This window comes from Synechococcus sp. CS-1332, from assembly GCF_025127995.1.
In the GTDB taxonomy this organism is placed as follows: Bacteria; Cyanobacteriota; Cyanobacteriia; order PCC-6307; family Cyanobiaceae; genus Cyanobium.
The window spans coordinates 1-12,938 of sequence record NZ_JAHLYP010000041.1 but is presented as its reverse complement, the minus strand read 5'-3'; the positions used below and the strand labels follow the sequence as shown (position 1 = coordinate 12,938).

The 12,938-nt window shown below is 68.9% G+C and carries 11 protein-coding genes and 1 tRNA gene; 5 read left to right on the top strand and 7 right to left on the bottom strand.

Annotated features, from left to right (window positions below; all coding sequences use genetic code 11):
- Nucleotides 1–2: 2 nt before the first annotated feature.
- The 3 genes from KQ305_RS09230 to petH form a co-directional block, all read right to left on the bottom strand.
- Nucleotides 3–1,301: a glucose-6-phosphate dehydrogenase assembly protein OpcA gene (locus tag KQ305_RS09230; RefSeq protein WP_259725120.1), complete on the bottom strand. Its 1,299-nt coding sequence runs from the start codon at nt 1,299–1,301 to the stop codon at nt 3–5.
- A gap of 70 nt (nt 1,302–1,371) precedes the next feature.
- A complete protein-coding gene (gene zwf / locus KQ305_RS09225; protein WP_259725119.1) occupies nt 1,372–2,895 on the bottom strand; it encodes a glucose-6-phosphate dehydrogenase in 1,524 nt (507 codons plus the stop codon).
- 164 nt (nt 2,896–3,059) lie between these two features.
- Nucleotides 3,060–4,226: a ferredoxin--NADP reductase gene (gene petH, locus KQ305_RS09220; protein WP_259725118.1), complete on the bottom strand. Its 1,167-nt coding sequence runs from the start codon at nt 4,224–4,226 to the stop codon at nt 3,060–3,062.
- A gap of 229 nt (nt 4,227–4,455) precedes the next feature.
- On the opposite strand from petH, the gene KQ305_RS09215 reads away from it, so the two are divergent.
- Nucleotides 4,456–4,974 carry an SRPBCC family protein gene (locus KQ305_RS09215; protein ID WP_259725199.1) on the top strand — a complete coding sequence of 173 codons (519 nt, stop codon included), beginning with the start codon at nt 4,456–4,458 and terminating at the stop codon, nt 4,972–4,974.
- Between the two features lie 85 nt (nt 4,975–5,059).
- Here KQ305_RS09215 and KQ305_RS09210 read toward each other — a convergent pair.
- Both KQ305_RS09210 and KQ305_RS09205 read right to left on the bottom strand, forming a co-directional pair.
- Nucleotides 5,060–5,132: transfer RNA gene (locus KQ305_RS09210), tRNA-Glu, on the bottom strand.
- A gap of 64 nt (nt 5,133–5,196) precedes the next feature.
- Nucleotides 5,197–6,387, bottom strand: a complete 1,191-nt coding sequence (locus tag KQ305_RS09205) for a histidine kinase (RefSeq protein ID WP_259725117.1) — start codon at nt 6,385–6,387, stop codon at nt 5,197–5,199.
- A 136-nt stretch (nt 6,388–6,523) separates the two neighbouring features.
- Between KQ305_RS09205 and KQ305_RS09200 the strand changes: the two genes are divergently transcribed.
- From KQ305_RS09200 to pepN, 3 genes are all read left to right on the top strand, one after another.
- Complete coding sequence (locus KQ305_RS09200) at nt 6,524–7,081, top strand: hypothetical protein (protein ID WP_259725116.1); 558 nt, start codon at nt 6,524–6,526, stop codon at nt 7,079–7,081.
- Nucleotides 7,082–7,194: 113 nt separating this feature from the next.
- Nucleotides 7,195–7,611 carry a cAMP phosphodiesterase gene (locus KQ305_RS09195; protein ID WP_259725115.1) on the top strand — a complete coding sequence of 139 codons (417 nt, stop codon included), beginning with the start codon at nt 7,195–7,197 and terminating at the stop codon, nt 7,609–7,611.
- 7 nt (nt 7,612–7,618) lie between these two features.
- Complete coding sequence (gene pepN, locus KQ305_RS09190) at nt 7,619–10,345, top strand: aminopeptidase N (RefSeq protein WP_259725114.1); 2,727 nt, start codon at nt 7,619–7,621, stop codon at nt 10,343–10,345.
- Here pepN and KQ305_RS09185 read toward each other — a convergent pair.
- Together KQ305_RS09185 and KQ305_RS09180 are read right to left on the bottom strand one after the other, a co-directional pair.
- Complete coding sequence (locus tag KQ305_RS09185) at nt 10,342–11,595, bottom strand: glycoside hydrolase family 10 protein (protein WP_259725113.1); 1,254 nt, start codon at nt 11,593–11,595, stop codon at nt 10,342–10,344. The two genes, pepN and KQ305_RS09185, sit on opposite strands and share 4 nt — an antisense overlap.
- An 11-nt stretch (nt 11,596–11,606) precedes the next feature.
- Nucleotides 11,607–12,614 carry a ribose-phosphate pyrophosphokinase gene (locus KQ305_RS09180; RefSeq protein ID WP_190609237.1) on the bottom strand — a complete coding sequence of 336 codons (1,008 nt, stop codon included), beginning with the start codon at nt 12,612–12,614 and terminating at the stop codon, nt 11,607–11,609.
- 67 nt (nt 12,615–12,681) lie between these two features.
- Between KQ305_RS09180 and KQ305_RS09175 the strand changes: the two genes are divergently transcribed.
- Nucleotides 12,682–12,938, top strand: a 257-nt coding sequence (locus KQ305_RS09175) for a hypothetical protein (protein WP_259725112.1), incomplete at its 3' end; no start/stop codon positions are given.

The following is a 12,938-nucleotide window of genomic DNA, read 5'->3' as shown; positions in this document are numbered from 1 at the left end:
CTTCAGGCTGGCAGAAGGCTGGCCGCCATCGGCACGGCCGCCGCCAGCAGCGGAGCGGTGGAGTCGTGGCCGCCGGAGAGCAGGCGGGCCATTTCCATCTCCTCGCTCTCCTCGGGCAGGGGAACCACCCCCTCCGCGAGATCGATGCTGGCCATGCCGCCGGATTCCAGCCGCATGCAGCCTCCCGATTCCGAACAGAGAATCACGCACAGAGGTGGTCGCTGCTGGGGTTCACAGATCAGTCGCATCCCGACGATGGCGCCGGGATGGGTCTTGGGTACGCCCATGGGCACCGGCATCAGGGTGAACTGGACCCCCACCCCGTCGGTGCGTTCGAATTCCGCCGTGATGCCCTGGCCCGGTCCGTCCACCTCCATCGCATAGCTGCTCACCAGGTGCCAGCCCAGGCGGTCGGCGATCCAGGCGGCCAGCAGCAACCCCTTCACCGGGTGGTCCCCCTCCACGTCGATGTCGAGCTGCACCACATGGCCGAGGGCGTCCCGACGGGAGGGGGGATCGAACACCATCGCCAGGGACTCGCGCCAGGTGCGCAGCCGCAGCCAGTTGAGATCGTTGACAGCCTGACCGGCGCTGATCCGGGCCAGCATCAGATCGAGGCAGCGGCGCGGTTCCCCGAGGGAACTGTCGATCACCAGACGCCGGGGGACCGGTGCCAGCGCCTCCAGCATTTCGGAGGGTTCATCCAGGCTGCTGTTCCACCACACCCAGCAGGGCAGGCTTTCGTCCACCAGGGTCTGGAACAGGTCGAGGCTCTGCTGCAGGGCTCCCATGCCGCCGCGCAGCACCACCACATCCCCGCAGGCGGCGCCAGCGCCACCATCCTCCGGCAGCGGGCAGTAGGCAGCCACCAGGGTCTCGAGGGGATGGCCGGGGTCGAGGGTGGGGGCCAGGGTGATCAACCGCCGCGGCATGTGGGCGCTGATGGCGCTTTCCACGAACTGGCCGCGCAGGTCCTGGCTCTTGTGGTCACCATCCTTCTGGCCGATGGCCCAGGCCAGCCGGGGATCCATGGGCGCCGTGCTGAGGGGCAGGTCGGTGTCCGGCAGGGCCAGGCGGGCCGCCTCGAGAAGCTCCTGGCGCAGCAGGCCGGTGATCGGCCCGTCGACCCGGCCGATGCGCACCATCTGCTGCTCCAGCCAGGAGGGTTCCCAGACCACCAGGGTGAAGGTGGCAGCCCCAATGGACCCCTCCAGGTCATGGGTCCAGAGGCGCTGGAGGTAGGGATGGACCTCCTCGGGCGGCAGATCAAGGGGGGCCTGGAGGGTGAGCTGGGGAGCCATTGGGACGCGGGAGGGGGCGGAGATCGCTGGTCGGCGGAGCTGGAGGGTGGTGGGGGGGCTGACCCGTGCCTCAGGGGCGGCGCCAGATCAGGCCGTCATCGGCCAGGAGGCCATCGGCGGCGGCCGGCCCCCAGGTGCGGGCTTCGTAGGGGTGGACCGGCAGCTGCCAGGGGGATTCCTCGATCAGGGCCAGCAGCGGCGTGTAGAGCCGCCAGGCCGCCTCCACCTCATCGCTGCGGGTGAACAGGGTGGGATCGCCGAGCATGGCGTCGGCCAGCAGCCGGACGTAGCCCTCATCGGAGGGTTCACCGAAGGATTCGTCGTAGCTGAAGGCCATGTCGACGGGCCGGCTGCGCATCCCCGATCCGGGGGCCTTCACCTCGAACTTGAACTCGGCGCCCTCGTCGGGCTGGATGCGCAGGATCAGCTGGTTGGGGGTGGGGGCGCCACCGGCGGCGTCGAAGAGGTGCACCGGGGCCTCCCGGAAGGTGAGCACCACCTCGCTGAGGCGCTTCGGCAACCGCTTGCCGGTGCGCAGATAGAAGGGAACGCCCTGCCAGCGCCAGTTGTTGATGGCCACCTTCATGGCCACGTAGGTCTCGGTGGTGCTGTTGGCGTTCACCCCCGGCTCCTGGCGGTAGCCGGGCAACGGCTGGAGCAGGGTGCCGCCGGCGGCGTACTGGCCCCGCACGCAGCACTTCCAGGCCTCCTCCTCGTTGGCCAGGCGGGCCGACTGCAGCACCTTGGCCTTCTCGTTGCGGATCGCCTCCGGATCGAAGCGGCCGGGGGCCTCCATGGCCGTGAGGGCCAGGATCTGGGTGAGGTGGTTCTGCACCATGTCCCGCAGGGCGCCGGAGGATTCGTAGTAACCGGCCCGTTCCTCCACCCCGACGGTTTCGGCGGCCGTGATCTGGACGCTGGAGATGTAGTTGCGGTTCCAGATCGGCTCGAAGATCGTGTTGGCGAAGCGCAGAACCAGGATGTTCTGGACCGTCTCCTTGCCCAGGTAATGGTCGATGCGGAACACCTGGCTTTCCTTGGCGCAGGCCTGGACCACCTTGTTGAGGGCCTGGGCGCTGGCGTAGTCACGGCCGAAGGGCTTCTCGATCACCACCCGGCTGCGTTCCGGATCGGCCAGCAGGCCGGCCCCGGCCAGGGCACGGCAGCCGCTGCCATAGAACTCAGGCGACACCGAGAGATAGAAGGTGCGGTTACCGCGGGTGGCCCGCAACCGGTCGATGCCTTCGAGCCGCTGGCCAAGGCGCACCAGGTGGTCGGGCTGCTGCAGATCCACCGGCTCATAGAAGAGCCCCTGGGCGAACTGGTCCCAGGCGGTGCGATGGGCGGCGATCTCATCGGACAGCGCCGCGCCCATCTTGTCGCGGAACTCCTCGTCGCTCCAGGGGCGACGGGCGCAGCCGAGCACCGCGAACTCGCTGGGCAGCCGGCGCTGGCGGAACAGCTCGAACAGCGCCGGGATCAGCTTGCGGTGGGTGAGATCGCCACTGGCCCCGAAGATGACGATGCACTGGGGCGAGATCACCCGCTCCTGGCGCAGACCCACCCGCAGGGGATTGGTGAGGATGGCGGTCATGGAAGCAGCGTCCGGTCACCCTGGTTTAACGGCTGCTCCGACATCCCGCTGCATCGCCGCCGCGGGGAGCCCGCCGGTGTGTGCATTCTCGGATCGTCGCCCATGAAAAAGCCCGCCGGAGGCGGGCCTTGGGAGCGATGGAAGGGGCTGAGCTGCCGCTGGGGTCAGTAGGTCTCGACGTGCCAGCGGTCGGCCTTCTTGAGCTGGGGCCGCAGTTCGCTCCAGTTGAGATCCTTGGCGGCGGCGGCGGCGGTCATGGCCTCGTCGATGCCGGGCTCCATGCCGCGCAGACCACACATGTACACGTGGGTCTTGGGGTCCTCGATCAGGGAGAAGATCTCATCGGCGTGCTCAGTGACCCGGTCCTGGATGTACATGCGGCCGCCGCCGGGGTTCTGCTGCTCACGGCTGATCGCCTTGGTGTAGCGGAAGTTCTCCGGGTACTCGGCCAGATAGCGCTGGAAGTCGTCTTCGTAGAGCAGGTTGGGGGTCTTGGGGACGCCCATGATCAGCCAGGCCTTGCCGCGGAACTGGTACTCGGGGTTCTTGGCGCGCTCGGTCGGCTCGAACATGCGGCGCAGGTAGGCCCGCATCGGGGCGATGCCCGTGCCGGTGGCCAGCATGATCACGTTGGCGTCTTCATCAGGGGGTAGGAGCATCTCCTTGCCCACCGGCCCGGTGATCTTCACCTTGGCGCCGGGTTCGATGTCGCAGAGGAAACTGGAGCAGACGCCGTTGATGGTGCTGCCGTCCTTCTCGTACTGGAGCTGGCGGACGCAGAGGGAGACCGTGCCGCCCTCGCAGTTGTCGCCATGGCGGGTGCTGGCGATCGAATAGAGACGAAGTTTGTGGGGCTTGCCGTTGGCGTCCTCGCCATCGGGAATGATGCCGATGCTCTGGCCTTCGACGTAGTGCAGGTTGCCCTCCGAGAGGTCGAAGGTGATGTGGTTCACACGGCCGATGGCCCCCTCGACCAGGAGGCTGTAGTTGCCGGTGACCGTGCCGATGAAGGGGTCCTTGGGCTTGTAGAGGTTGACCGGAACGTCGGCGTGGCTCACGGGGGCTTTCCTGGCGGGGGTGGGGGTGGCGGCCGGGGCCTCGGCTGCGGCGTCGCTGGCCTGGGGTTCGGACCCTGCAGGGACCTCCTCGGCGTTGATGGCCCGAATCCGACCACCCTGAAGGGCGATGGTCTGCATCAGGCGCTGCAGTTGGCTGAACGGCACGGTGAGGCGACGTTCTGCCCGCCGCTGCAGACCGACGCCGAAACCTTCGACGACAACCGTGAACATGCGGCCGTCGGACTGGGTGGCTTTGCCGGTGGAAACGCGCATGCGGGCAACGGTGCCGAAAATCGGGCCGATCATAGAGAACTCGCCCCACACCCCTCGCAGCGGACGCTTTGACCGGAAAGCGGAAACCAGGGCTAGTTTGTGTTCCGTCGCACCTTGACCGGTGCCGACCGCTGCCACCCTCCCCCAAGCCCCGAGCGAGCTCCGATCCGTCTTGGCACAGCTTCTGGCGTTGTTTCCCAGCTCCGTGACCCTCCCGTCCCCCGAGGCCATGGGCGCCAGAGAGGCCAGCTGTGCCCTCGACACCATCCAGCAGGAGATGGAGCGGCTCCCCCAGGGCACGCGCCGTCTGGCCGTGCAGCTGCGGCTCAACCTCGCCCCGGACTGGATCTGGTCGGTGCTCACCGACTACGACCATCTCGACCGTTTCATCCCCAACCTGGCCAGTTCCCGCCAGCTCTGGCGCCGCGGCAACCAGGTGGCCTTGGAGCAGGTGGGCACCCAGCAGTTCTGCGGTCTGCGTTTCAGTGCCCGCGTGCAGCTGGAGCTCAATGAAGACCCTGAGCAGGGCCGCCTCGCCTTCCGCATGCTGGAAGGCGATTTCCGCTGCTTCCAGGGCCTCTGGCAGGTGGGCATCGACGACACCAGCACCTGGCTTCTGTACGACCTCACCGTGCAGGGCAAACCCGGCATGCCGATCGGTCTGATCGAGCAGCGCCTCAAGGAGGACCTGGCCAGCAATCTCCGCGGCGTGCAGCGGGAAGCCCAGCGGCGTTACGAGCAGGGCTGACGCTGACGCTGCACCCCAGAGGGCATCGCTGACTGAAGCCAGCTTGTGGCCGCGGCATGACCGCCTCGGACCCTGAACCGATGGATACCCCCAAGGGGATTCGAACCCCTGTCGCCTCCGTGAAAGGGAGGTGTCCTAGGCCTCTAGACGATGGGGGCGAGGCCACAGCCGGCTTGCGGCCGGTCTGATGTGATGGACGCTACGGGCCGGAGGGACCCTTCGTCAAGAAAGGTCGCTGGCGGCAGGCCAGGCGGCGGCGGTGCGATCGGGCTCGGGGGAGCTTTGGCCGGTCCAGACCGGCACCGTGACGTTGAAGCAGGCGCCCTCACCGGGTTCGGACACCACCCAGATACGGCCCCCGTGCACTTCGGCGATCCGGCGGCACACGGACAGGCCCACGCCGAAGCCGGAGGTGGTGCCGGAGGTCTGGGGCAGCCGCACCCGGTCCTGGAAGATGCGGTGCTGCTCCTGGCGGGGAATGCCCGGGCCGCTGTCACAGATGCTCACCTGCACCCACTGGCTGGTGCGGTGCATGAGGCTGAGGCTCACCTTGCCGCCATCGGGGGTGAATTTCAGGGCGTTCTCCAGCAGGTTGAGCATCACCTGCCGCATGCGCCGCTGGTCGGCATGGACATCGGGCAGGTCGGCGGGGATGTCGGTGACCAGCCTCAGCCCCCGACCCACCCAGAGCTTCTCCAGCTCCAGGATGGCTTCGGCCGCCACCTGACTCAGGTCGAGCCGCTGGGGATTGAACAGGGCCTCCCAGCGGGTGGTGCCCACCTCCAGCAGGTCGCCGGAGAGGGCCTCGATGTCGTCGAGCCTGCGGTTGAGCACGTCGCGGAAGCGGCTCTCGTCGATCTGGCCCAGGGCGTGGCTCTGCAGGGCCAGCTTGGCGGCGGTGAGGGGGGTGCGCAGCTCATGGGCCACCATGCGCAGCAGCCGCTCCTGGACACCGAGCCGCTCGATCAGAGTTTCGTTCTCCTGCCGCAGCACCAGCAGCTGGTCCTCGAGCTGCACCTCCCGCTGGCTGCGGCTGCCGTCGATCTCCGGCGGCCTCAGGCTGAGCCCCAGGCTGGTGACCACCTCCATCTGCTGCCAGCGGGGCAGCCAGGTGCGCAGCTGCACCGCCAGAGTGTTGCCGGCAAAGACCTGCTTCGGCAGGGGGTCGAGCTTGATCAGGGCCGGTGTGGCCACCAGCCGGTGCAGTTCGAGCAGCTCGGGATGGTCGGCCGGATCGGCCACCTGCAGCGACACCTTGTAGGTGCACTCCTCGGAATTCATGAAGCCGAGCAGGGCCCGCAGGTCGGCCGACGCCATGTGATGACGCGCCGCCACCAGCAGGAGCTGCAGCGGTTTCTGGGCCACAGCGCCGGCGGCGCTGGCTTCGGCGGTGGCGGCTGGCACCGCTGACATCGGGAACTCTGGCTCCCCCAGGACCGGCAACGGCAGGCAGGCGGCAATGCCACCAACCTTATGGGCTTTTGGGCACATTCCCATAAACGTCGCTAGGACTTCAGGGATCGTCCGTCTGTGCCGGGGTGGGCCAGCCATGACCACGCCAACCCAGCCGGACCTTGCCAGGGGAGCTCCCGTGCAGAGCCGCATCCGCCTCGACACCAGCCTGAGGCGTTGGTTCGCCCGCAACCTGGGGCTCTGGCGGTCGCGCCGCACCTACTTCTTCACCGAGGACGATGTGGTGCTGCGGGTCGACATGAACCTGCGCATCGAGGTCCACGCCGAGAGGGTGGACGGGGATGAGGGCTACCGCTTCACCTGGTGGCCGGAAGGGGATCAGCCGTTCTTCCAGATCAAACCCGACTACAGGCCGGAGGGCACCATGGAGGCCAGGCTGTGCGGTCACCAGCTGCGGCGCAGCAGCGGCGACCTGGCGGGGGCCCCAACCATCAGCCAGATCCGCCAGATCGATGAGCACACCATGGCGTTCCAGTCCCACGACGACGACCGGGAGGTGCTCGAGCAGATCCGCCTGGTGGATCAGGACAACTACTGCTCCCGCTCGATCCACACCTGGCGCCACGGCAGCCTCGAACTGGTGGAGTTCCACCACGAAATCCGGCTGGAGCCCGCGGGAGAACCGATCGCTTAAGCGCTGGCGGCGCCGGGGCCCCGGCGGCGGGGACGCCTCGCGGAGCGGACTCTGAGGCGGCTGTGGCGACTGCTGTGATGCATCACGATGGGGGTTCACGACGTCCTACCCCTTTGTCTCTCCTGCTTCGCCGCACCCGGCCGCTGCTGGTGGCCCCCCTGGTGGCCATGCCGTTGCTGCTGGCACCCGTGGCGGCCCATGCCGCACCCGCCACCGCCGCTGAGATGGCTCTCTACACCCGCATCGGCGCCGTCAACGTCTGCATCTCCCGCGCCGCCGGCATCGACTTCGAGAAATCGGTGGGCATCGCCGGCGAAACCATCGCCCAGCTGATCCTCGGCCAGCACAAGGGGGAAATCCAACAGGTGGGCACCAAGGCCCTCACCATTGAGGAACTGCGCCGTGGCGCCATCAACTCGGCCGTGCTCGGTGCCGCCGAAATCTGCCCCAAGGAAGTGCCTGCCGACGTGATGAAGAAGGTCCAGGACGCCATCAAGCAGCAGGGCGCCGCCAAGCCAGCCCCCAAGTGAGCCACTGATGGCCGTCGTGCACCTCGCCGACTACCGGCCGGCGCCCTATCTCCTCGAGCGCACCGATCTGACGGTGCGCCTGTTCGCCGACCATGCCCTGGTGGAGGCGCGACTGGCGTTCCTGCCCGGGCCTGGCGCCGACGGGCCGCAGGGGACCATCGCGCCGCTGGAGTTGAGGGGCGTGGATCTGGAGCTTCGCTCCCTGGAGCTCGATGGCGTCCCCCTGTCTCCCGAGGCCATCCGGCTGGAGGAGGATCGACTGCTGGTGCTGCAACCGCCCCAGGGGCCCTTCGTGATCACCAGCACGGTGTGGCTCGATCCGCGGGCCAACACCAGCCTCGAAGGGCTCTACGTGAGCGGGGGGATGGTCACCACCCAGTGCGAGGCGGAAGGGTTCCGCCGCATCACCTACCACCCCGATCGCCCCGACCTGCTCAGCCGCTTCCGGGTGCGGATCGAGGCCGACCGTCAGGCCGCCCCGGTGCTGCTCTCGAACGGAAACAGCCTCGAGAGCGGCGACCTGCCGCCCGGACCCAACGGGGAAGCCCGTCACTACGCCGTCTGGGACGACCCGTTCCCCAAACCCTCCTATCTGTTCGCCCTGGTGGCGGGCCGGCTGGAGGAGATTCGCGGCAGCTTCGTCACCGCCAGCGGCCGGACGGTGCAGCTGCGCCTGCATGTGGAGCCGGGCGATGCCCCCTTCACCGCCCACGCCATGGCGTCCCTGAAACGGGCGATGGCATGGGACGAGCGCGTCTACGGCCTGGAGTACGACCTCGACGAGTACAACATCGTTGCCGTGCGCCACTTCAACATGGGCGCGATGGAGAACAAGAGCCTCAACATCTTCAACTCCAAGCTGGTGCTGGCCGATGCCGCCACGGCCACCGATGGTGAGCTGGAGCGCATCGAAAGTGTGATCGCCCATGAGTACTTCCACAACTGGACGGGCAACCGCATCACCTGCCGCGACTGGTTCCAGCTGTCGCTGAAGGAGGGGCTCACCGTGTTTCGCGACCAGTGCTTCTCGGCTGATCTGCACGGCCATGCCCTCAACAGGATCGAGAACGTGGCGATGCTGCGCAACACCCAGTTCCGGGAAGATGCGGGTCCGACCGCCCATCCGGTGCAACCGGATCAGTACCAGGCGATCGATAATTTCTATACCACCACGATCTACGAAAAGGGATCGGAGGTGATCCGGGTGCTGCACACCCTGCTGGGGGAAGAGACCTTCCAGCGGGGCATGGCGCTCTATGTGAAGCGCCACGACGGCACCGCCGCCACCTGCGAGGACTTCGTGATGGCGATGCAGGACGCGGCCGGCGCGGTGGCGGGCAGCTGCCGCCTGCCGCCCTTCGATTTCGCCCAGTTCCGGCGTTGGTATCACCAGGCGGGCACACCCGTGCTGAAGCTGCGGCGCCGCTGGCACAAGGCGGCCGGGATCCTGGAGCTGTTCGTGCGCCAGTCGACCCCAGCCACCCCCGGTCAGCCCGACAAGCAACCCCTGGTGATCCCGCTGGCGGTGGGGCTGGTGAGCCAGGCCGGCCAGCCCCTGCCGATGCAGCTGGTGGCCGAAGACCCCGACCACGGCGCCGCCCCGCTGCTGCCACGGCGCTGGGGGGCGGGCACGCGCCTGCTGCTGATCGATCAGGAGGAGCAGGTCTTCCGCTTCGAGGGGCTGCCGGCCCAGGCACCGCCGCCGGCCCTCTCCCTGCTGCGTCAGTTCTCGGCGCCGGTGAAGGTGGAACTGGGGCGGCCCTGCAGCGAGCTGGTGCGCCTGCTGGCGGCCGACAGCGACCCCTTCGCCCGCTGGGACGCGGGCCAGCTGCTGCTGCGCCGGGCCGTGCTGCGCCGGGCCGCCGGCCGGGTGGACGAGGGCCTGGAAGAGGCGCTGATCGCCGCCTTTGAACGGATCCTGGCCGATCCCTCCCTCTCGGAGGCCAGCCGCAGCCTGCTGCTGGCCCTGCCGGGCCTGGCCGAACTGGAGGATGCCGCCCCCCAGCCCGATCCCCCGGCCCTGTTCGCCGCCCTGCAGGCCCTGCGCGGCCGCTTCGGGGAGGCCCTGGCCGAACCGCTGCAGCGGGCCCTGCAGCGCTGCAGCAACCAATGGTCCCTGGCCTGGCCGGAGGGGGTGGGCGACCGGATGCTGACGGCCTCGATCTGGAGCTGGCGGGTGGCCGCCGGCGACGCGTCGGTGATCGCCGCCGCCCGCTCGGCAGTGGACGGCCCCTCGATGACCCTGGCCCGGGCGGGCCTGCGGGCGCTGCAGGATCACCCGATCGCTGCGCGCCAGGAGGCGGTGGAGGCCTTCTATGCCCGCTGGGAGCAGAAGCCGGTGATCCTCGATTCCTGGTTCGCCCTGGAGGCCTCAGCCCCCTTCGCCGATGGCCTTGAGCGGGTGCAGCGGCTGCTCGACCATCCCCGCTTCGATCCTGCGGCGCCCAATTCTGTGCGGGCCGTGCTGGGGGGGCTGGCGGGCAATCCATCGGTGTTCCATGCCGCCGATGGCAGCGGCTACCGCTTCATGGCCGACCAGATCGCCGCCCTGGACCAGCGCAATCCGATCACGGCCTCGCGCCTGGCCAAGGTGTTCAGCCGCTGGCAGAGCTACGGCCCCGGGAGGCGGGAGCGGATGCGGGAGGCCCTCGACCAGCTGGCGGCGGCCGAACTCTCCACCAACACCCGCGAGGTGGTGGGGCAGTGCCTCGGCGCGGCTGCCGAGAACGACTAGCGGTTGCCGAACACCTCTTTGTTGAGGCGCCGGAAGGCGGCCTGCCGGACGGCGGCCCCCTCCGGCCCGGCGTGCTGGCCCCAGAGCCCCTCCCAGTAGAAGAAGATCACGCCGTGGCCCCGGGCGGCGGAGAGGCGCACCTTCTGCTCGAGGGTGGCCATGTCGGGGGTGCGGCCGCCGAAGCCGGACAGGATGCCGATCTCCACCGGCATGCCCCAGCGACGGGCCTTGACCAGCGCCGGCTGGTCGAGGTCGCGCTCGAAGCCCTTCACCGAATAGGCGTAGTTCTGCACGATCAGGTCGTCGACCAGTTCGCCCAGGGCCCAGAGCTCCCAGTCCTGCAGCCAGTGGTTGTAGGCGAAGCGGAAGGGACCGGGCGAGAGGCTGATCACCGTGCGCCGCGGACCACCCACCTCCTGCAGGGTGCCCCGCAGTTCGCGCAGCAGGGCTGTGAGCTGCTGGCGGCGCCACTTCATCCAGTAGCGGTCGTTGAAGTTGGTGGGCGGCTCCCGGCCGGTGTCCGCCAGATAGCGGGAGCGGGTGTAGGGGTCGTAGCCCAGTTCCACGGGCCAGGCGAAGTGGTCATCGAGCTGGATGCCGTCCACGCCGCAGCGCTGGACGATCTCGCTGATCAGGCCGATGAAGCGGGCCCGCACACCCGGATGGGCCGGATTCAGCCACACCCGCAGGTCCTTGAGCGGGGAGGTTTTCAGGTTGGCGCCGTGCATGGCGTAGAGCGCGCTGCCGTCGGCGCGACGCAGCACCCACTCCGGGTTCCGCTGGACCACATCGGCATCGGCCGGCTCCATCAGGCCGTACTCGAACCAGGGGATCACCTGCATGCCGCGGCGATGGGCCGCCTTGGTGAAGCGGCAGATCGGGTCGAGGCCGGGGTTGGAACGGGCCAGGGCGGGCTCCAGCGGCGCCCAGCGGCTGCGGTGGAAGGTGGCGCCCCGGCTCCAGACGTTGGGGTAGAGGGTGTTGAAGCCAGCGGCGTCGAGCTGCGCCACGGCGGTCTCGATGCGTTTGGCGTCGTAGTAGAGGGGGCTGGGGCTGTTGGTGAGCCAGACGCCGATGCGGCGCTCGAACCCCTTCGGCAGGCGTCCCTCGGCGGCGGCGGGACCGGGCGCCCCCACGGTCAGGGCGAGCAGGGCCGTGACCAGCACGGTGAGCGGCACCGGCAGGTGGCGCTTGAGATGGGCGAAGCGCTTGAGCGGCACCCGCTGGACGGGCGGTGGGGCGGCGGGCATGACGGTGCCGCTCAGCGGAACATCGAGCTGACCGAGCTCTCCTGGTGGATGCGCCAGATCGTTTCACCCAGCATGTTGGCGATCGAGAGTACCCGCAGCTGGGGAAAGTGAAGGTCGGGGGGCAGGGGGATGCTGTTGGTGACCACCACCTCCTCGAACAGGCCCGGGGTGGAGAGGCGCTCAACGGCGGGGGGGGAGAACACGGCGTGGGTGGCGCAGGCCAGCACCCGGGCCGCCCCCCGGGCCCGCAGCAGCTGGGCGCCCTGGAAGATGGTGCCGCCGGTGTCGATCATGTCGTCGATCAGGATCGCCGTCTTGCCGACCACATCGCCGATCACGGTGAGGCTTTCGGCCACGTTGTGGCCGGAGCGGCGCTTGTCGATGATGGCCAGGGGTGCGTCCTTCATCTGCTTGGCGAAGGCACGGGCCCGGGCCACACCGCCCACGTCGGGGGAGACCACCACCACTTCGCCCAGGTCCCGTGTGGAGAGGTAGTCGACCAGCACCGGCGAGCCGTAGATGTGGTCGCAGGGGATGTCGAAGTAGCCCTGGATCTGGGAGGAGTGCAGGTCCATGGCCAGCACCCGTTCGACGCCGGACTTGACCAGCAGGTTGGCCACCAGTTTGGCCGTGATCGATTCCCGTCCGGCCGTCTTGCGGTCGGCCCTGGCGTAGCCGTAGTAAGGGATGACGGCCGTAATCTGGCGCGCCGAGGCCCGCCGGCAGGCATCCACCATGATCAGCAGCTCCATGAGGTGATCGTTCACCGGAGCGCAGGTGGGCTGGATCAGGAAGACGTCGCAGCCACGGATCGACTCCTGGATCTGGATGTAGAGCTCGCCATCGGCGAAACGCTTGATCACCCTCGGGCCGTCGGGCACTCCGAGATAGGCGCCGATTTCCCGGGCCAGGTCAGGGTTGGCGTTGCCGCAGAACAACCGCAACCGGCGAGGGTCGTGGCTGGTGAGGGGCGGCTGGCCGCTCTGCTCCACCCGTTCAGCGGTCGAGAAAGTGGACAAGGGCGCAGGCGGTGTTGCTTCGCAGCACGATGGTAGAAGCGAGCCGGCCCGGACAGTGCAAACAACCATGTCGGTTTCAGGGGCCGAAACGCAGTACCGCGGTGGACTGCTGCTGGTGGGACTGGGGTTACGGCAGGAGCTGGAGGGCCTGGCGGCGGTGGCAGCGCGGCTGGCCGCCGCCGAGGGCGTGTCCCTGCGGAAACTGGCCGAGACCGACGATCCCGATGCCGGCCTGGCGGCCCTGGCGGCCGAGGCGGCGGGCCCGTGGCTGGCCGGCCTGCCCCTCGATCCGGGCCTGCCGCTGGCGCGGGGCGGCAGTTGGGC